This window comes from Deferribacter thermophilus (assembly GCF_049472675.1).
GTDB lineage: Bacteria > Chrysiogenota > Deferribacteres > Deferribacterales > Deferribacteraceae > Deferribacter > Deferribacter thermophilus.
On sequence record NZ_JAPNXM010000008.1, the window covers coordinates 70082 to 90613 of the forward strand.

The window sequence follows — 20532 nt, forward strand, 5'->3', positions numbered from 1 at the left end:
TTAACCCTCTTTGAAAATCAAATTAATTACCTTTGCAGTAGCTTTTTCCATTTCTAATGTAAGCTTTTCAGATCTATGTCTTACTATGTGATAAAAAAGTACCGTAGGAATAGCTACAGACAAACCAGCTGCAGTAGTGAGTAATGCCTCTGAAATACCACCAGCCAAAGCTTGAGCATTTCCAACCCCTTGTTCTGATATTACTATAAAGGTTTTTATCATACCAAGTACAGTTCCCAGTAAACCTAAAAGTGGAGAAATATTAGCTATTGTTTGTAGAGTTGGTAAAAACTTTTCAAGTTTTGATGCTTGAAATCTGCCAGTTTCTTCAGCAAGCTCCATTAATCTTGTCACAGGAAGATCTAAATTATTCAAAATTTCATAAGCTATTTCACCCATCGGATTTTTTTGTAATTCACACAAGTTTTTAGCATCTTCAAAATCTTTTTTTTCTAAATAAATATATAATTTTTCCATAAAGGTATTTGGTACAAAATTATTTTTTCGTAATGTAAAAAGTCGCTCCATAAATACAGCCAATGAAATTATGGATAATGCAATTATTGGGTACATAAGTACCCCACCCTTTTGTATTATTTCAAACATTTAGCCCTCCAGCTTTTTTAATATTTTCTCTATTTTTTCTGCTTCCACGTTTTTATCCATTTTTAAATAACAATCTCTGGCATATTTTAACGCTTTATCAGTATAAACACTATCCTTAAACAAATAATAAATTTTCATAAAATGCTTCAATGCATACAGGAAATCCCCTTTATTGAAAAGATAAACACCCTTATAAAAAAGCCCTGCAGGTATAAAATTTTTATCTCCACTTTCTAAAAGCTCCATAATATATTGATAGCTTTCATCACCAATGGTTTCTTTTTTCTGCAAAAACTTCTCTAAACCCTTATAATAAATATTAAAATCTTTATCTTTAAAATATAGAGCGTTTTCTAAAATTTCGCTACTATTATCAGATAAAGCTATAATTTCTTTTCTACTTAAGTATTCATAACCTTCTTTATTAACTAATAAATCCTTAAATATAAAATAGGCTTTTTTGGGATCTAACTCTTTTAAACATTGTGCTTTTACAAAAAGTGCCTCTGCGCTTTTACTTTTTTTGTAAGCAACATCAGCGTCAATAACACACTTTTCATACATATTATTTCTCATATAGAAATTAGCTCTTAATATAAGCATTTCAGAAGCATATTTAGAATTTGGATACTTTTTGAAGAAATAATTTATGAGCTTTATATAATTCTCTTTTTCATTATTTTCAAAAGATATCTTGGCTAATTGTAATATTATAAAATCTTTATCTTTAAAATCATACTTGCTTATCAAATTAACAATACTGTTAACAAAATTCTTTTCACCTAAACTTTTTTTAATATTTATAATTCCATAAATTGTATCAAATAAATATACACCTTTATCCAATAACGCATTAAAAATTTGTTCTGCACTTTTGTATCTTTTTAAAGAATAAAGAGATTTTGCCTTTAGCAACAATAAATAATCATTATTAATATTTGATTTATCCACATAATTTATAACATCATCATATTTACCAGCTAAAAACAGGTATTTTACCCCTTCTTTTAAAAAATCTATATCACTTAAATGATTATTTAAAACCGCTTTTGCTTTCATTATTTTATCTTTTTTAAAGTAAATTAGCATCCTTAAAAAATCCACATCTCGCTCTTTAAATTTAATCTTTTCTACTTCATCTAAAGCTTTTGAATACTCTTTTAGATTATAAAAAGATGCAGCTCTTAAAAAGTAAACTCGATCATCCTTGATCCCCTCTGTTAGCTTTAACAAATTATTATATTTTTTGAGATGGTAAAAAACTTCTGCTTTTATTCTTTTACAAAGATTGCTATCACAATCAGCAACCAACAAAAAAGCATCGTTATAATTATTATGAAGAATTCTTATCTGTGCTACCACAAATCTTGCAATATCTATCTTTTGATCATCCAAAGACTTATTTAGATATTGGGTTAAAAAACTCTCCGCTTGATTTAAATCTATATAGACATAGCATATACCTTTGTAAAAAAGTGACTCTTTATAAAGCTTATCATTAAATATTATCTTATCAAAATATAGAATTGCCTTTTTATAGGAATTTTTTATATAGTAATAAAGTCCTAAATAAAAATTTTTATAATCGTTTAATTTATAATCACTAAAATATATTTCATCGATTGCTTTAGAATCAACATTTGGAAAATATCTTGATAGATAAAACATTAAAACTGACAATTTATCAATATCCTTGAGGCTTTGAAGGCTTGATGGAGAAAAAGTCCCGTTTAATGCAGCTATTTTTACTTTAAAAAATTCTTTAATATACCCATCTTGAAGATTATTCAAAATTTCATTTACCTTTTCAACCTGCTCTTTTTCTATCAAAACATCCACCAAAAATGGCGCAACAGTTTCACTGTAATATTCAGTTTTTAAAATTTCATCATATTTTCCTAAGAAATAAAGTGATATAATATAAAAATCATTCGCAAAATCATAATCAACATTTTTATCCAAAACATATTGAACAACTTTTCCATACTGGCGACTTGAAAACAAAGTATTGAGATAAACATAAACTGAAAATGGAGTTTTTTTATCTAACTCATTAAAAATGCTTATTATTTTTTGCTTATTTACATCTTTTAAAATATTAAAATAAAAGTCTATAGCTACATTTTTAAAAATATTTTGTGATTTAATAATCTCATCTAACTCATTATAGGCATCTTTCTTAAAACCTGCTTCAAATAATGAAAAAGCATATATTAATCTAACTTCATCTTTGATTTCTTTTGTTTTTATTTTTTCATAATATTTTTTGTAATTTTCTAATACAGAAATATAATCCTTTTCCAAATATTTTTTTACTAAAAAATTTCTGTATGCTTTTTCACCAACAAATATAGCTGATAAACCTGTACCAAATTTGGAAGAATATATACTACCAGGTTCATCAGATTTATACTCTTCTTTTATTGGTTCGTTAATTTTAACTTTAATATTCTGGATATAACTCGAAAACTTTGAAACACCTTTAAATTTTATTTTAATATTTGTGAAAGTTGGTTTTACACTAAAATTTGCTATCTCCTTACCAACAAAAGAGAAATTAGGCACATCAATTGCTGAATAAGTAACTCTTGTTACAAAAAATAATAAAATAACAATTAAAGCTTTTTTAATCATTTTTAATTAGTATTTGTTTGTTCAGGTGATGTTGGATTACTATTTGAACAGCCTTCACACCCAACAAAAACAATTATTGAAAACATCATTAACAAAAATAACAATATTATCTTTATCAATCTTCCCATTTGTACTCCTCCTTTTTTACACTATCAAAAAAAGAATAGTCAGTTAGATCATATTTCAATGGAGTTACACTAATATAACCATCCTGTATCGCTTTATCATCACTATTTTCTCCATTATATTGAACGATTTTTTCACCAGTTAACCAAAAATATGTATTCCCCCTTGGATCAACCCTTTTTTCAAATGTATCAAGATATCTTGTTTTACCTTGTACTGTAAATTTCCATCCCTTAATTTCTTCCCGCTTTAAAGGTGGAACATTTACATTAAATAACAGATATTTATCATCTTCACTTTCATAAAGATATTTAGCGAAAAAAGCTGCAAATTTAGCTGCAACAGAAAAATCATCATACTCAACTGATGCTAAGCTTATTGCAAAAGATTTCACACCAAGCATAGCACCTTCAGTAGCAGCAGAAACAGTACCACTATAAATAACATTTGATGATAGATTTGCACCATGGTTGATACCAGAAACAACAAGATCGGGTTTTGTCGTCAAAATATCATCAAAAGCAAGTTTTACACAATCAGCTGGAGTACCTTTAACTCCATACCCAAAAAAAGTATTTCTCCTTGTAACCTCATAAATTCTCAAAGGATCAGAGATAGTTATAGCATGCCCCACAGCGCTCTGTTCAGTAATAGGAGCTACTACAGTAACTTCAGCTATTTTAACCAGCTCTTCATAAAGAGCATAAATACCTTTCGAATAAATCCCATCATCATTTGTAAGAAGTATTTTCATATTTATTCTCCCAGCTATTTTTTATAACATTTTTATTTTTTAATCAACCATACTTTCAGAGAACTTATTGAAAAAATATTTATTAAATCTATATTAACCTCTATTTAAATACAATAAGGAGGTATTATTTATGTCATCATGTAATTCAAACAGTTCATGTAATAGCTGTTCTGCACAAAATAGTTGCAATCCCAATGAAAAACAAAAACATACAAAAGAGCTTTTAAAACAAAAATTATCAAAGATAAAATGCACCATAATGGTAATGAGTGGAAAAGGTGGTGTAGGAAAATCCACCGTAAGCACAAATCTTGCCACAATGTTAAATATGCTTGGACATAAAGTTGGTATTTTAGATGCTGACATTCACGGACCAAATATTCCAAAAATGTTTGGTATAAACGAAAAAGGTGTTTTATCATCTGCTGAAGGGATTATTCCGTTTGAACCTGTAGAAAATCTCAAAGTAATGTCAGTGGCTTTCCTTTTAAAAAGTGATGATGATGCTGTTATCTGGAGAGCACCTCTAAAACATAGCTTAATTGAGCAATTTATAAGCGATGTAAACTGGGGTGATCTTGATTTTCTTATAATAGACCTTCCACCTGGAACTGGTGATGAACCATTAAGTGTAGCTCACATCATTGAAAATGTTGATGGTAGCATCATTGTCACAACGCCACAAGAAGTAGCACTGCTTGATTCAAGAAAATCAGTAACCTTTAGCAGAAAATTAAACATACCAGTTTTAGGTATTGTTGAAAATATGAGCGGTTTTGTATGTCCTAATTGCGGTGAAAAGATAGACCTTTTCAAAATTGGTGGTGGTGAAAAAGCAGCAAAAGAATTAGATGTCGACTTTTTAGGAAGAGTTCCTATTGACCCTTCTGTTGTTATAGATGGTGATTCAGGAAAACCTTATATTCTAAATCATCCCGAATCAGAAGTTACAAAATCTTTCAAATCAATAGCTGAAAAAATAATAAATAAGACCCTTTTATAAAAAAGAGCACTAATAAAAGTGCTCTTTTGTCTCTTCATACACTAACTATAATTTTATTTTTCTATACATAAATATGCTTATATTACAAATATTTAACCATCTTTATAATATTTATTTCATGAGTTATTTATTTAACATTGATAATTTCTATCATTAAACCAAATGCGATTAAAAATAATTTATTTTTGCTAAACTTATTATTTTCTTAATATGTATTTACAATTTTTAGTTACAGATATTTATAGTAGTGCAACTGCTATATATTTTATTCTTTTTTATCATATAATTATATTTTTATTGACAATTTATATTTTCTATAATATAAAAAGGAAAATCCTATAAAAAATAAAATGCCGCTTCAAAATACATTTAGGAGGAATTTTAGATGAGCAGAAGGAAAATTTTAGCAGCTAACAGAGGTGAAATAGCAATAAGAATTTTTAGAGCAGCTACAGAATTAGGCTTTAACACAGTTGCAATTTACTCAGAAGAAGATAAATACTCACTACACAGATACAAAGCTGATGAAGCTTATCTTGTAGGGAAAGGTTTAGACCCTGTTTCTGCTTATTTAAATGTCGATGAGATTGTTGATTTATGTATCAGAAAAAAAATAGAGTTTGTTCATCCAGGATACGGCTTTTTGGCAGAATCTTATGAATTTGCAGAAAAATGTCAAAAAGCTGGCATAAAGTTTATCGGCCCATCTCCAGAAACTATAAAAATTTTTGGTGACAAAAAGATAGCAAAAGATCTTGCTAAAGAATGTGGAGTACCAGTTATTGAAGGCTCAAACAAAATAAGTTCATTAAATGAAGCTAAAAAAATCGCTAAAACAATCGGTTATCCCATTATGATTAAAGCAACTGCTGGAGGGGGTGGCAGAGGGATAAGAATTGTGCATAATGAAAAGGAATTAGAAGAAAATTTTGAATCTGCTAAATCAGAAGCTTTCAAAGCTTTTGCAAACGATGATATTATTTTAGAAAAATATATTGAAAAACCAAAGCATATAGAAGTTCAACTTTTAGCAGATAAATATGGAAATATAGTGCACCTATATGAAAGAGATTGCTCAATACAGAGAAGACATCAAAAATTGATTGAGATAGCACCAGCTTTTACAATACCAGAAAAAGTGTTAAACCAAATATACGAAGCTGCAATAGAAATTGGCAAAAAATCTCAGCTTATTAGTGCAGCCACAGTGGAATTTTTGGTAGACAAAGACTACAATTTCTATTTTTTAGAAGTAAATCCAAGAATACAGGTAGAGCACACAATCACAGAATTAATTACAGGAATAGATATCGTACAATCACAGATTTTTATTGCCGATGGTAAAAAACTTTCTGATAAAGAAATAAATATCAAAAGTCAAAAAGATATCACTACACATGGTTACTCAATTCAGTGTAGAATTACTACTGAAGATCCAGAAAATAACTTTATGCCAGACACAGGAACATTAGAAGTTTATAGATCAGCATCTGGCTTTGGTATAAGATTAGATGCAGGGAATGCTTATACTAATGCAAAAATTACCCCCTATTATGATTCTTTATTAGTAAAAGTTTCATCTTGGGCTATTACTTTTGAACAGGCTGCAAAAAAAATGCTTAGGGCTTTAAGTGAGTTTAGAGTTAGAGGTGTAAAAACAAATATTCAGTTTTTAGAAAATGTAATATCACATCCAAACTTTTTATCTGGTAACTTTGATACAACATTTGTAGATAATACAAAAGAACTCTTTGTTTTTAGAAAAAGGCGCGATAGAGCAACAAAAGCACTTAAATTTTTAGGCAATAACATAGTTAATAACCCTTCTAATGCAAAAATTCCTGATGATATGGTTTTGCCAGAAATTAAGCCTCCAATAATAAAATATGGAGAAAAAATACCTGCTGGCACAAGAGATATTCTACTCAGAAGAGGTGTTGAAGGGGTATTAGATTATATCCAAAAATCAAAAGAGACACTTTTTACAGATACTACCTTTAGAGATGCTCATCAATCACTTCTTGCAACAAGATTAAGAACCTTTGATATGCTACAAATAGCTGATGCCTACGCTCATCATATGCATCATCTCTTTTCTCTTGAAATGTGGGGTGGAGCTACATTTGATGTTGCATACAGATTTTTAAAAGAATCTCCATGGGAAAGATTAAGATTATTAAAAGATAAAATTCCAAATATACTATTTCAAATGCTTCTTAGAGCATCAAATGCTGTAGGATATACAAACTACCCAGATAATGTGGTAAAAAAATTTATAGAGTTATCAGCTAAAAACGGTATTGATGTTTTTAGGATTTTTGACTGTTTCAACTGGACTGCTCAAATTATCCCTGTAATCGAAGAGGTAAAAAAACAAGGGAAAATTGCAGAAGCAGCAATCTGTTATACTGGTGATATTTTAGATACGAAAAGAGACAAGTATTCGCTTAAGTATTATGTAAACTTAGCAAAAGAGTTAGCTAATGCAGGAACAGATATTTTGGCAATAAAAGACATGGCTGGGTTAGTAAAACCCTATGCAGCTAAAAAACTTATTAAAGCAATAAAAGAGGAAACAGGTTTACCTATACATTTTCATACACATGATACAAGTGGTAATGGAGAAAGTGCCATACTTATGGCAATAGAATCAGGCGCTGATATTGTTGATGCAGCAATTAGCTCCATGAGTGGATTAACAAGCCAACCAAACTTAAATTCTATTGTCGCAGCTTTGGACAATACTGAGCATCAATCATCAATAGATAAAGAATGGGCTCAAAAAATATCAGACTATTTTGAAAGGGTCAGAAGGTATTACTTTCCATTTGAAAGTGGCTTAAAAGCGGCTACTGCAGAAGTATACGAACACGAAATCCCTGGAGGTCAATATTCTAACCTTGTAGTACAAGTGGAAGCCTTAGGTTTACTTGATAGATGGGAAGAAGTGAGAAAAATGTACAAAGAGGTAAATGAAGCTCTTGGAGATATAATAAAGGTTACACCTTCATCAAAAGTGGTGGGTGATTTAGCACTTTTCTTGGTAAGAAATAATTTAACAATTAATGACTTGTATGAAAAAGGGGACACTCTATCCTTCCCTGATTCAGTAGTTAGCTTTTTTAAAGGTTACTTAGGGCAACCTTATGGTGGATTTAACGAAAAATTGCAAAAAATTGTACTAAAAGATGAAAAACCTATAACATGCCGTCCAGGTGAACTTTTAGAACCTTTTGACTTTGAAAAAGCCAAAAAAGAATTGGAAACAAAGTTTAAAAAACATAATTTTACAGATGAAGATTTAATATCTTATGCTCTTTATCCAAAAGTTTTTGAAGACTACATCAAATTTGTGGATGAATATGGTGATGGTGCAATCTTTGATACAAAATCGTTCTTTTATCCATTGAAACCTGGTGAAGAGATTAGTGTTGATATAGAAGAAGGTAAAACTCTCATTATTAAATATCTTGGTGTCAGTGAAGTTGATGAAAAAGGGTACAGAAGATTATTCTTTGAATTAAATGGTCAACCAAGAAGTGTATCTGTTAAAGATGAAAAAATCTCCGATATAATCAAATCAAATGTTAAAGGGGATATAACTAATCCAAAACATATTTGTGCAACAATGCCAGGCAAAATTGTAAAAATATTTGTAAAAGAAGGTGATGAAGTTAAAAAAGGTGATTTATTAGTTATTACTGAAGCGATGAAAATTGAAACAAAAATAAATGCTAACTGTGATGGAAAAGTAGAAGAGCTCCTCCTGCACGAGGGGGATAAAATAGAAGCTGGCGATTTAATCCTGAAGCTGTCCTAAAAGGACAGCTCCCCCTCATAAAATTTTCTAATCTTTCTTTACATGCACATCCATCTGAGGATAAGGGATTACAATACCCTCTTCATCAAATCGTTCTTTTATCCTTTCTAACAAATCAAACTTGACAGCCCAATAATCAGAAGCTTTTACCCAAGGTCTTACAACAATATTGATAGAACTATCAGCAAGCTCAGCAACTGCAATTGTGCAAGCAGGTTCTTTTAAAATCCTTTCATCACTGTTTACTATTTCCTCTAAAATTGCCTTAGCCTTTTTAATATCAGATTCATAGCTAATCCCAATTGTTAGATCGACACGCCTCGTATCATTTGCAGAAAAATTAGTTATTGGATTACCAATAATACTTGAGTTTGGCACAATAATCTTTTTGTTATCAGGAGTTAATAATTCTGTATTAAAAATAGAAATTTTTTGAACACTACCTGAAATACCACCAACTTCTACAAAATCACCAACCTTAAAAGGTTTTGTCAATAATATTAATACACCTGAACCAAAATTTGACAAATTACTCTGCAATGATAAGCCAATTGCAAGAGTAGCAGCACCAATAATAGCAGCTAAAGATGTAGTTTTAAAACCAAGAGTATTTAAAGCAATTATTACAGAAATTATAAAAAGTGCATAATAGAGAAGATCAGATAAAAAATTCACTAGCATTTCATCAGCGTTTGCTCTTTTCAAACCCATACCAGCAAGTTTTGAAATTTTCTTTGATAAAAATCTACCAACAATAATTATTAAAATCGCCAAAATAAGTTTTACTGCATAACCAATCAAAACACCTTTATATACATTCCACTCCATCAAAACCTCCTTTATTTTTTAAAAACTCTATGTTAATATAATATTACGATGGTAAAATTCAAGAAAGACATATTAGAAAAAGTATTTGATAATTTTGAAAAATTTTACATTCATATCATGCCTCATAAGAATCTAATTATTGGTAATAGAGGTTTAATTGATCAAGAAAAAGAAAAAGGATTAATGCTTGTTTTTGGCCCCTACTCTTATAAAGATTTCGATTGGGATGATGAAAATATTTATGTGTCAATGAGATTTTCTGGAGTCTGGGAATTTTTAACTATACCTTTTGATTCTATCGTATCAATTTTTGATGATCCTTTAAATCCTAATTTTGTCATAAGTTTTAGGTATATGCCTGAAAAAGAAGATGTAGATAAAGAAAAACCCAAAGTTGAAAAAACAAAAGAAAATGAAAAAGTTATCAAACTAAACTTTTCAAGGAAAAATAAAGAATGAATAATTTTTTTGATGCTTTAACAGAATTTTTAAACTATACAATAATTGATATAAAACTGAAAAAGCTTCTTATATTTTTTGGTATCCTTTTTATATTCTTCTTTTTAAAACAAATTTTATCTAAAATAATATTTAATTTTATAAGAAAAATTACTGCAAAAACTAAAACCACATTAGACGATTATCTAATAGAATCTATTGAAAAACCTGTTAAACTAATTATTGTAATGATTGGTTTTCATATTGCATTTTTATATTTAAACCTTCCACCCAATCCTCAACAGCTTGTATCTCATGTAATAAATTCATTCATTATTTTTGCAATTTTCTGGGCATTATATAAATCTGAAACTTTGCTCAGCAGTTCAATTGAAAAATACTTTAAAGACAGAAATTATGAACTGATAGAGAGTTTTCTTCCATTCATAAATAAATTCATTAAAGTTACCATTATAATATTTGGAGTTATTTTTATTATTCAAGAGTGGGGTTATAATGTAGGAGCATTAATAACAGGGCTTGGTATTGGTGGTGTTGCTGTAGCTCTTGCTGCAAAAGATACCCTCGCAAACTTTTTTGGTAGTATAATGATACTTATTGATAGACCATTTAGAGTGGGTGATTGGATAATATGTAACGATATCGAAGGGATAGTTGAAGATATTGGTTTTAGAAGTACAAGAGTGAGGACTTTTGCTAAAGCACTCGTATCAATACCAAATTCGATAGTAGCTACATCACCCATAACTAACTGGTCGCTTAGAGATAGAAGAAGGATAAAAACAATCATTGGGGTAACTTATTCAACACCAAGGGAAAAATTAGAAAAAGCTGTTAATCAAATCAGAGAAATGTTAATAAATCATCAAGATATACATGATGAACCATTAATGGTCTATTTTACTGATTTTAATAGTAGTAGTTTAGATATTTTTATTTACTGCTTTACCAAAACAAGTGTTTGGTCAGATTATTTGGCAATCAAGCAGGATGTAAATTTAAAAATTATGGAAATTTTAGAAGATTTAGGAATAGAATTTGCTTTCCCATCTACTTCTATTTATGTAGAAAAACTACCATTTGATAAATCTTAATTTAATTTTTGTACTTATTTTTATATGTTGTATAGGAAAATAATGCTATTTCTTAAAATTTAACAGTTAAAAACTTAAAATATCCAATTCACAAATCTTTTTTATCTCGCCAATTTCCCTTGCATAATCATAAAATAACTTCAAACCTTCAATATGTTTTTCTGTTAAGTCATAATTTATTATTTCCCAATAATCTATAATTTGATAAGGGGTCAACCCCTTAAAAAAATAATGCTCCACAAGTGATGAAAGATTTAACTTGCTATTATTTTTTATCTTTATAAGTTCATCATATAACTTTTTGATAAGTTTTTCTTTTTTATAATAAGTATCTTTTTTGACTAACCAAAGTGCATAAACAAAGGGTAAACCAGTTGAATCAAACCATAATTTTCCCAAATCATAAATATATTTAAAATCATTATTATAATATCTATATAAAGCTTTATCCCCTATAAACAAAAAAGCTTCACATTCTTCTTTTATAGGAGAAAAACTCAATTTAATATTATAAAATTTTTCAAAAATAATTTTTAATAAAACTATACTTGTCCCAGATTCTTCAGTCAAATAAACCATTTTATTTTTCAAATATTTCAAATCATAATTAGAAAATAAACATACACTTTTTACCTCTTTAATAGAACTAATAGATATATCAGGTAAAATAAAATAACTACCGCAATTTCTTACATATTCAATACTACTACAACAAGATATATCAATACCACCTTCTCTCAGTGCTTTATTTAAAACTGACGGATATGACTTAACAAATTTAAATTCACCAAAATTCTTTTTTTTCAGCGAATAAAAAATTGGATAAACATTAGCGTATTCAATCTCACCAACTATCAACATATTAAACTACCAAAAACTTAATTCCAATAACAATTAAAACAAATCCACCAAATACTTCCATCTTATCACCAAAAAACTTTCTTGATAAGCTACCAAAATAAACACCAAAAATAGAAAAAATCGCACAAACTATACCAATTATTAGTGAAGATAAAAAAATATTATTATCCCCAACAGCTAATATCAGCCCAACACCTAAAGCATCCAAACTTGTAGCAACTGATAAATAAACTAAAGAAAAACCTCTGGTAGGATCTAAATTATAACAATGTTTATCATCATCTTTTATACCATCTTTAATCATCTTATAACCAATAAAAAACAGAATAATAGCTGCCAAATAATTTAATCCAACAACATAATTTTTTAAAACAATTCCGATAAAAGCTCCAATCAGAGGCATCAAAAATTGAAATAATCCAAAGTGGAAAGCTAATCTAAAATAGTGCCTTAAGGTATTAAACTTACAGCCTACCCCAAAAGAAACAGAAAAAGCATCCATACTCAAAGCAAAAGCAATAGCAAATACTTCTATTAAACTCATAATATTTTAAATAATACCTCAGCATACAATAAAGTAAGGATCAGCGAAAAGGGATAAACTGCAGCATAACTTATAGATGGTAATTCATTACCTACCATATTATTAACTACACCTAATGAAGGTGTAGATGTAAAACTTCCTGCAAGTAAACCTAAAAACTGTAAGCCGTTTACTTTTAACTTTTTTAAAAATATATAGCTGAATGCTAATGTAATTATTATAAGAATGGTAAGTGAAATAATTATTGGATAAATACTATATTCAGATAAAGACTCAAATAGATATTTCCCAGCATTTGTTCCTACAGAAACAACAAAGAGCAATTGCCCTAATACTTTCATTAATGTGTTGGAATGAGGAGAAAGTTGCCAAACTATAGGCCCTATTCTTCCCAATCTGCCGAGAATTAGTGCTACTAGTAAAATCCCACCTACAAAACTTAACTTAAACAACCCAACAAATGGTAATCCAATAGGAATCATCCCAACCAATATCCCCATCACAATACCTAAAGATATAGGGAAAAAATCAGCTGCAGGAAAAGCCATCAAATTGTCACCAATTAATTTTATTATTTTATCTTTATTCTTTTCAGGGCCAACAATATATAATTTATCACCTAGCATAAGATGAACCTCTGGCATAGGTGATATATCAATCCCTGATCTCCTTATTTTAGTAATTCTCCCACCATAAGAATAAAGCTCTTTTAACTCAGAAATCTTTTTACCAACAACTTCTTTATTACTTACCAAAAGTCTATAAATTTTCATATCATCTCTAAACTCTATATTTGATTGATATTCTTCACCTGCTACGATTTTCAACCTTTTTAGCTGTTCTTCATTACCAGTAGCCCTTATGATATCCCCATAATGTATAACAAAGTCTTCAATAATATCATGTATTTCATATTCTGATTCTATTCTTTCAATAATTGTACCAGTCATTCGCTCTAAATCAGATTTTTTTATCGTTTCATTTTTAAAAATATCATTAGTAACTCTAAAATTTTTTGTGATAATTGGCGGATTATTTTTTATGACATTTAACTTATACTTTTCGTACTCATCATTAAAATCTATCTTAAATATCAAAGGTAATATTCTAAACAAAATAACAGTGACAACAAGTGCAAATGGATAAACAATACCAAATATAACAGATATAGTATGAGAATTTTTAACCTCCAAAGATGCGGCCAAAGCTGGTGCAGATGTAAAAGTCCCTGTATAGATTCCAGATGCCACATCCTCACCTAAATTGAAATACCAGCACACAACCAATATACTAAAGTAAATTACACTAATAAAAACAAATGAGATTAAATTAAGTTTTATCCCCTCTTTTTTTAAAGAATCAAAAAAACCTGGCCCAGTTTGCAATCCTATTGCATAGATAAAAATTGCAAGGCCAAAATATTTAAAAATCTCTGGTATAACAACACCAAAATGCCCTGCAATTAAAGAAACAATAAGTAAACCAGCAATATCTAAATTAAAGTTTTTTACCTTTAAATTACCTAAAAATAAACCGATAGAAAAAAGCAAAAATATGTAAAAAACTGTATTTAAATAATTCATATTATTAATTAAAAGCTTTTATAAGCATTGAGTAAATTTTATCGATATATAATTCTAAATCTCTACTCATCCCAGTGAAAACCCATGTTGAAATAACTTCATCTAATGTTCCAAAAAACATCTCTCTTGCAAGATATACATCAAGGTCAGGAGAAAAACTCCCCTTTTCTTTACCTTCTTCTAAGACTTCTTCAATAACTTTAAAATAATTTCTAAGATTTTTTCTTACTTTTACTCTAAGCTCCACATGAGGTTGTCTCAATTCAATTTGCAAAACTTTTGCTAAATCGGGGTTATCAGTCATAATTTTAATATGATATTTTATAAGCACCTTTAACTTATCTTTTGGATTTTCAATATTTACTATCTCTTTCTTAGCATTATTAACATATTCTTCTAATTTAATTTTAAAAATCGTTACTAAAATATCCTCTTTATTTTGAAAATAATTATAAATAGTACCATCTGCAACATCAGCCTCTATAGCAATATCCTTAATCTTAGCATTATGAAACCCCTTATCCCCTATTACTTTAATTGCAGAATTTAAAATTCTTTCAAATTTATTCTCTTTACTATTTTCCATTTTTCCTCCCTAACTCTTTTGATCTATTTGTTGCTGATTCAACAGCATTTATCAAAGTAGTTCTAAGACCACCCTGCTCCAAAGTGTGTAATCCTGCAATTGCAGTTCCACCAGGAGAAGTAACCATATCTTTTAATCTTCCTGGATGCATACCCGTTTCAAGCAATAATTTAGCTGATCCAAGAACAGTTTGAGCTGATAGCTTCAATGCCACTTCTCTTGACAATCCCATTTTAACACCAGCATCACTCAATGCTTCAATAATCATAAAAATATATGCAGGCCCACTTCCTGACAAACCAGTGACAGCATCCATTTGTGTCTCATCAACAACAACAACCTTACCTACGGCCTTAAAAATCTCTAAAGCCAATCTGATATCATCTTCATTAGCATGAGCTCCAGGACATATAGCTGTAGCACCCTCTAACACTAGAGCAGGTGTATTAGGCATTGCCCTAATTACCCTCAATTCTTTACCTATTGTAGTTTCAATATAATCAGTACTTATACCAGCAGCTATAGAAATCAGCAGTTTTGAATCATCTACAACATGATCGATCTCTTTTAAAATTTTATCAAATATTTGAGGCTTAATTGCTAAAACAATGATATCAACCTTTGTAACTAAACTTGCATTATCTTTAAAGATTGTATTTATACCAAACTCATTCCTTAAAGAATCCAATTTTTCTATATTTATATCACTGGCGTATACATCTTCAGGTTTGATTAATCCAGACTTTAAAATCCCTTTAATCAAAGCTGTAGCCATATTCCCTGAGCCTATGAAACCGATTTTTTTCCCTGTAAACATTTATTCCTCCCTAATCCACTCTTCGATCTGACCAAAAATATTGTTAACTATTGGATTGCTATTCAGTGTTAATACATGTTTTATATCTTTTTGTTTTATTAAATCAATCTTTTTTTTACTTGAATCTAATTTATTATAAAAATTTACTATTTTTTTGTTATCAATAACATCATCATATTCAGAGTAAATTATATATACAGGAAATTGTCTTTTATTTAAAATACTCCATGTATATTCTATTAAAAGTTTTAATTGAAATAATGCCTTTATAGGTCTGACATTATAATAATATTCTTTTAAATCATCACTAAAATTTTCTTTTTTAACAAAATCTATAAAATTTTTCAAAATAGGGACTAATTTAAATTTAAAACTTTTAATACCCAAGCCAGGAACTAACATCACCACTTTGTCAACATCATTAAAAGTAGCCACAACATAAGCCAATAATCCACCCATTGACTGCCCAACAACTACTATCTTATCACAACTATTTTTTAAAACATAATAACTATATTTTAAAGATTCATACCAATCTTCATAAGTTAATAAATTCAGATTTTCTGGCCTACTTCCATGCCCAGCTACCCTTGCATTATACACAGTGTACCCTTTTGAATTTAGGTAATTAGCTAAAAAACTCATTTCATAAGGAGAAGCAGTAAAACCATGAATTAACAAAACTCCAATATTATTATTCCCTTTATAAAACTTTGGCATGTTCTCTTCTATATTAACACCCTCTGAAATAGCCCTTTTTTTATCCATAATTAATAACTCTTTAATATCCACTGAGCTTAAATCTACAAAAGGTTTCAGCTCATATTTTTCATTTTTATAATAGATTAGATAAACTCCTACAATAATAATGAAAATTAGCCAAGGTATTAAAAACCATTTAACAAAAAACATTTATCACCTTTTATTTATTATTTTTCTCTTTATTAATAAACTCTTTTACATTCAAACACTCTTTATCATTTTTCATAAAAAATGATAAAAATCTTTCGAATTTATCAAAGATATCTTTATCTATTACATGCTCAATTCTGCAAGCATTCTCTTCAGCCCTTTTCCTATCTACACACAAAATCTCTACCAAAAACTTAGTAAGAGTGGTGTGTTTGTGGTATATTTCACTAGCGTATTTTTCCCCTTCTTCAGTCAAAGTAATATGACTATATCTATCATAATTTATCAGTCTCTTATCAGCTAAAAGTTTTAATGCATTAGTCACAGAAGATTTCTTAACTCCCAATCTATCAGCTATTTCTGTGACCCTAGCAACAGGATTATCCTTTAAAATTATAAAGATAGCCTCAAGATAATCTTCCATATTCATTGTCAGTTTATTACTCATTATAATATCCTCCTAATTAGTGTCCTCAGCTATTTTTAAATAAATATAATTATACTTTCTTTTTCAAATTATTCAAATCATAATGAATAAATTGGTAATTTTTACACAATTTTTATGAAATTGTGTAATTTTTACACATCATCACATCCAAAAACCTCTTATTTTTTGGCATATTAATTGCACTTTTTGAGAAAAATTATTTGGAGGGTTTTATGATTTCACTTAGGAAAATTACATCATTAATTATGTTAATATCATTTATTATTCTAGTTTATAGCGGAATAATACTTTTTATTGCGCCTCAAGGAAAAATTGCCTATTGGAGTCTTTGGGAATTTTTGGGATTAACAAAAGAAGAATACACAAATATCCATATCAATTTTTCATTACTTTTTCTTATTTCGGGATTATTACATATATATTACAACTGGAAACCTATTATAAATTATCTAAAAAACAAAAGTAAGAAGTTAGTAGTCTTTACAGTAAACTTTAACCTTGCACTATTAATTTCAATAATATTTTTTCTTGGAACATATTACAAAATTTCACCATTTAAAACCATACTTAATTTCAGTGAAAATATGAAAGATTATTGGGAAGAAGTATTAGGCTCACCACCAATGCCACATGCAGAACAATTATCACTAAAAAATTTATGTAATAAATTCTCTATTGATTTAGAAATGGCTAAAAAAGCATTAATTAACCAAAATATAAAAATAAGCTCAATTGATGAAACACTTTCTCAAATAGCTAAAAATAATGGTATCAGTCCAAACCGCATTTGGGAAATAATAAAAGAATATAAAAAATCTGGTATGAACTCTAACAAATCAACTAATGAACCAACAGGTTTAGGGAAATTAACACTGATTGAATTTTGCAACAAATATAATATAGATTATAACAAAGCATCTAACATTTTAAAAGAATATGGATTTAAATTTAAACAAGATACCAAAATAAAAGAGATATCATCACAAAAAGGGATGTTACCAATAGATATTTATAATCTTTTACAGAAAAAAGAGTAGATGCTCAAACAGCATCTACTCTATACATACTTATTTTCAAAATCTGAGTAGCTATAATTTTTAATCCATTTAACTCCATCTTTTAAACTTATTACTACAATCGATGGAAGTTTTACTCCATTAAAAGTATTATTTTTAACAAAAGAGTACAAAGCCATATCCAGCATTATTAATTTATCACCAACTTTTAGCGGATTTTTAAATGAGTAATAACCAAAAAAGTCCCCTGCAAGACATGAGCATCCACCAATTCTGTATTTAAACTCATATTCGTTCCAATCACCAGCACCAAGTATTTTTGGAGTATAAGGCATTGCTAGGACATCTGGAGTATGGGTTTCTGCAGAAGAATCTACAATGGCAATATCAACCCCATTATTAATTATATCAAGTACTTTAGTAATAAAAACTCCAGCATGTAAAACAACCGCTTCACCAGGCTCCAAATACACATCTAAGTTTTTACCATATCTTTTTCTAAAGTCTTTTAGAGTATCAATCAACAGTTTTAAATCATAATCGTCCCTTGTTATATGATGACCACCACCAAAATTAACCCATTTTAAACCATTAACATATTTTCCAAATCTTTCTTCAAAACTTTTTAATACCCTAACAAACACATCAGAATTTTGCTCACACAATGCATGAAAATGAAAACCATCTACAATACTGAGTTCTTCCCCCTCTATATCATCAGGATTTACACCAAACCTTGAGCCAGGGATACATGGGTTGTATAAATCAACCTCCACTTCTGAATGTCCAGGGTTTACCCGTAATCCAACCTGTTTCCCTCTTTTTTTTACTAATTCACCATATTTTTCCAATTGATTAATCGAATTAAAGATAACCACATCAGAACATTCTATAATCTCATCAATTTCATCATCTCTATAAGCAGGTGCATAGGTATGCACTTCCTTTTTAAAATGTTTATACCCTAATTTTGCTTCCCATAACCCACTTGCACAAACACCGTAAAGGTATTTTGATATTAGAGGATAGGTTACAGGTAAAGTATAAGCCTTTTGAGCCAAAAGAATTTTTACTCCAGCTTCATCCTGCACCCTTTTTAAAATTTGACAGTTATATTCAATTGCATCTTCACTTATAACATAAGCAGGGGTATCAATTTTATTTAATATATTTTCTGGAAAAAAATTGTAATATCGCTCAATATAATTTTTCATCAAAACTCTGGTAACTCCCCTTCAAAGTCCTCTATTTTCCATGGTAACCCGTATTTATTTAGTGCATCCATAAATGGGTCAGGATCAAGCTGCTCTACATTAAATACACCTTTACCACTCCAAACACCTTTTATTACAAGCATAGCACCAATCATTGCAGGAACACCTGTTGTATAGGATACAGCTTGCGCTTGCACCTCTTTATAAGCTTCTGCATGGTCACACACATTATAAATATATTTTTTAAACCTCCTACCATCCTTTTCACCATCAAATATACATCCAATAACTGTCTTCCCTTTATAATTTGTGCCAAGCTCAGCTGGATCAGGCAGTAATTTTTTCAAAAATTTAAGAGGCACGACTTTACACCCTTCATAATCCACTTCATCAATTCTTGTCATACCCACATTTTTTAAAACCCTTAAATGGGTTAGATATTGATCAGAAAAAGTCATCCAAAATCTAATTCTTTCAAGCCCCTTGATATGCTTTACCAATGATTCCATTTCCTCATGATATAAAAGGTAGCTTTCTCTTGGACCAACTTCTGGATAGTTAAAGGTAAAATGAATACTACCCTCCTCTATTATTGGTGGTGTTTCAACCCATTTGCCATTTTTCCAGTGTCTAACCACTTGGGTAACTTCTCTAATATTTATCTCAGGATTAAAATTCGTGGCAAAAGGATGGCCGTGATCACCAGCATTACAATCTAAAATATCTATAGTTTTAATAGTATCGTAAAGATGTTTAGCAGCATAAGCACAAAAAACATTTGTAACACCAGGGTCAAACCCACAACCTAATACAGCCATTATCCCAGCATCTTTATATCTGTCATGGTATGCCCACTGCCATTTATACTCAAATTTTGGATTGTCTTTCGGTTCATAATTTGCTGTATCAAGGTAATGCACCCCAGTTTCAAGACACGCATCCATAATAGTTAAATCTTGATAAGGTAGAGCAACATTTACAACAATATCTGGATTAAAATCTTTTATTAGTGCAACAACCTCTTCTGTTTTATCAGCATCAACTGCAGCTGTTTTAATATCAACACCATACTGATTTTTGATATCAGATGCTATTTTATCACATTTCTCTTTAGTCCTACTTGCTAAACATATCTCTTCAAAAACATCTGGTAGCATAGCACATTTTTTTGCTACAACATTACCAACACCGCCAGCACCTATTATTAAAACTTTACCCATAATTTCA

19 protein-coding genes are annotated in these 20532 nt (G+C 29.3%); 5 read left to right on the plus strand and 14 right to left on the minus strand.

The genetic code is table 11. The annotated features are described in order from the left end of the window. The 4 genes from OWM07_RS08375 to surE are packed head-to-tail and all read right to left on the minus strand — an operon-like array spanning position 1 to position 4120. The gene (locus OWM07_RS08375) at positions 1 to 606 is read right to left on the minus strand and encodes a MotA/TolQ/ExbB proton channel family protein (protein ID WP_423303245.1); all 606 of its coding nucleotides are present in this window, start codon (positions 604 to 606) and stop codon (positions 1 to 3) included. Next, a complete protein-coding gene (locus OWM07_RS08380) occupies positions 607 to 3240 on the minus strand; it encodes a tetratricopeptide repeat protein (RefSeq protein WP_423303246.1) in 2634 nt (877 codons plus the stop codon). A 2-nt stretch (positions 3241 to 3242) separates the two neighbouring features. After that, a complete protein-coding gene (locus OWM07_RS08385) occupies positions 3243 to 3368 on the minus strand; it encodes a hypothetical protein (RefSeq protein WP_423303247.1) in 126 nt (41 codons plus the stop codon). After that, positions 3356 to 4120: a 5'/3'-nucleotidase SurE gene (gene surE, locus OWM07_RS08390; protein ID WP_423303248.1), complete on the minus strand. Its 765-nt coding sequence runs from the start codon at positions 4118 to 4120 to the stop codon at positions 3356 to 3358. Before surE ends, OWM07_RS08385 begins: the two co-directional genes overlap by 13 nt. 130 nt (positions 4121 to 4250) lie before the next feature. Between surE and OWM07_RS08395 the strand changes: the two genes are divergently transcribed. Both OWM07_RS08395 and OWM07_RS08400 read left to right on the plus strand, forming a co-directional pair. Continuing rightward, positions 4251 to 5123 (plus strand): P-loop NTPase, encoded by an 873-nt coding sequence (locus OWM07_RS08395; RefSeq protein ID WP_423303249.1) that lies wholly within the window; start codon positions 4251 to 4253, stop codon positions 5121 to 5123. A gap of 385 nt (positions 5124 to 5508) precedes the next feature. Then, on the plus strand, positions 5509 to 8943 hold the full coding sequence (locus tag OWM07_RS08400) for a pyruvate carboxylase (protein ID WP_423303250.1): 3435 nt from the start codon (positions 5509 to 5511) through the stop codon (positions 8941 to 8943). A 27-nt stretch (positions 8944 to 8970) separates the two neighbouring features. Here OWM07_RS08400 and OWM07_RS08405 read toward each other — a convergent pair whose 3' ends face one another. Continuing rightward, entirely contained in the window at positions 8971 to 9771 is an 801-nt protein-coding gene (locus OWM07_RS08405; RefSeq protein ID WP_423303251.1) for a mechanosensitive ion channel family protein, read from the minus strand. 48 nt (positions 9772 to 9819) lie between these two features. Between OWM07_RS08405 and OWM07_RS08410 the strand changes: the two genes are divergently transcribed. Both OWM07_RS08410 and OWM07_RS08415 read left to right on the plus strand, forming a co-directional pair. Further along, positions 9820 to 10230, plus strand: a complete 411-nt coding sequence (locus tag OWM07_RS08410) for a ClpXP protease specificity-enhancing factor SspB (protein ID WP_423303252.1) — start codon at positions 9820 to 9822, stop codon at positions 10228 to 10230. Next, positions 10227 to 11324, plus strand: a complete 1098-nt coding sequence (locus OWM07_RS08415) for a mechanosensitive ion channel family protein (RefSeq protein ID WP_423303253.1) — start codon at positions 10227 to 10229, stop codon at positions 11322 to 11324. Before OWM07_RS08410 ends, OWM07_RS08415 begins: the two co-directional genes overlap by 4 nt. Before the next feature lie 66 nt (positions 11325 to 11390). Here the strand turns inward: OWM07_RS08415 and OWM07_RS08420 are convergent, their stop codons facing one another. From OWM07_RS08420 to OWM07_RS08450, 7 genes are read right to left on the minus strand one after another with little or no spacing between them, the layout of a single operon-like run. After that, the gene (locus OWM07_RS08420; protein ID WP_423303254.1) at positions 11391 to 12185 is read right to left on the minus strand and encodes a menaquinone biosynthesis protein; all 795 of its coding nucleotides are present in this window, start codon (positions 12183 to 12185) and stop codon (positions 11391 to 11393) included. A gap of 1 nt (position 12186) precedes the next feature. Continuing rightward, complete coding sequence (locus OWM07_RS08425; protein WP_423303255.1) at positions 12187 to 12729, minus strand: manganese efflux pump MntP; 543 nt, start codon at positions 12727 to 12729, stop codon at positions 12187 to 12189. Continuing rightward, a complete protein-coding gene (locus tag OWM07_RS08430) occupies positions 12726 to 14312 on the minus strand; it encodes an aspartate:alanine exchanger family transporter (protein ID WP_423303256.1) in 1587 nt (528 codons plus the stop codon). The genes OWM07_RS08425 and OWM07_RS08430 overlap by 4 nt, the downstream gene beginning before the upstream one ends. Positions 14313 to 14316: 4 nt before the next feature. Next, positions 14317 to 14898, minus strand: coding sequence for a TetR/AcrR family transcriptional regulator (locus OWM07_RS08435; RefSeq protein WP_423303257.1), 582 nt, complete (start codon positions 14896 to 14898; stop codon positions 14317 to 14319). Then, the gene (gene proC, locus OWM07_RS08440) at positions 14888 to 15715 is read right to left on the minus strand and encodes a pyrroline-5-carboxylate reductase (RefSeq protein WP_423303258.1); all 828 of its coding nucleotides are present in this window, start codon (positions 15713 to 15715) and stop codon (positions 14888 to 14890) included. Before proC ends, OWM07_RS08435 begins: the two co-directional genes overlap by 11 nt. Then, the gene (locus tag OWM07_RS08445) at positions 15716 to 16627 is read right to left on the minus strand and encodes an alpha/beta hydrolase (protein ID WP_423303259.1); all 912 of its coding nucleotides are present in this window, start codon (positions 16625 to 16627) and stop codon (positions 15716 to 15718) included. It lies immediately after the preceding gene. A gap of 10 nt (positions 16628 to 16637) precedes the next feature. Then, complete coding sequence (locus tag OWM07_RS08450) at positions 16638 to 17075, minus strand: metal-dependent transcriptional regulator (RefSeq protein WP_423303260.1); 438 nt, start codon at positions 17073 to 17075, stop codon at positions 16638 to 16640. 212 nt (positions 17076 to 17287) lie between these two features. Between OWM07_RS08450 and OWM07_RS08455 the strand changes: the two genes are divergently transcribed. Beyond that, on the plus strand, positions 17288 to 18112 hold the full coding sequence (locus OWM07_RS08455) for a DUF4405 domain-containing protein (protein WP_423303261.1): 825 nt from the start codon (positions 17288 to 17290) through the stop codon (positions 18110 to 18112). Positions 18113 to 18132: 20 nt separating this feature from the next. On the opposite strand, the gene nspC is transcribed toward OWM07_RS08455, so the two are convergent. Together nspC and OWM07_RS08465 are read right to left on the minus strand one after the other, a co-directional pair. Continuing rightward, the gene (gene nspC, locus OWM07_RS08460) at positions 18133 to 19305 is read right to left on the minus strand and encodes a carboxynorspermidine decarboxylase (protein WP_423303262.1); all 1173 of its coding nucleotides are present in this window, start codon (positions 19303 to 19305) and stop codon (positions 18133 to 18135) included. Further along, positions 19305 to 20525 carry a saccharopine dehydrogenase family protein gene (locus OWM07_RS08465; protein ID WP_423303263.1) on the minus strand — a complete coding sequence of 407 codons (1221 nt, stop codon included), beginning with the start codon at positions 20523 to 20525 and terminating at the stop codon, positions 19305 to 19307. Before OWM07_RS08465 ends, nspC begins: the two co-directional genes overlap by 1 nt. Between the last annotated feature and the right edge of the window lie 7 nt (positions 20526 to 20532).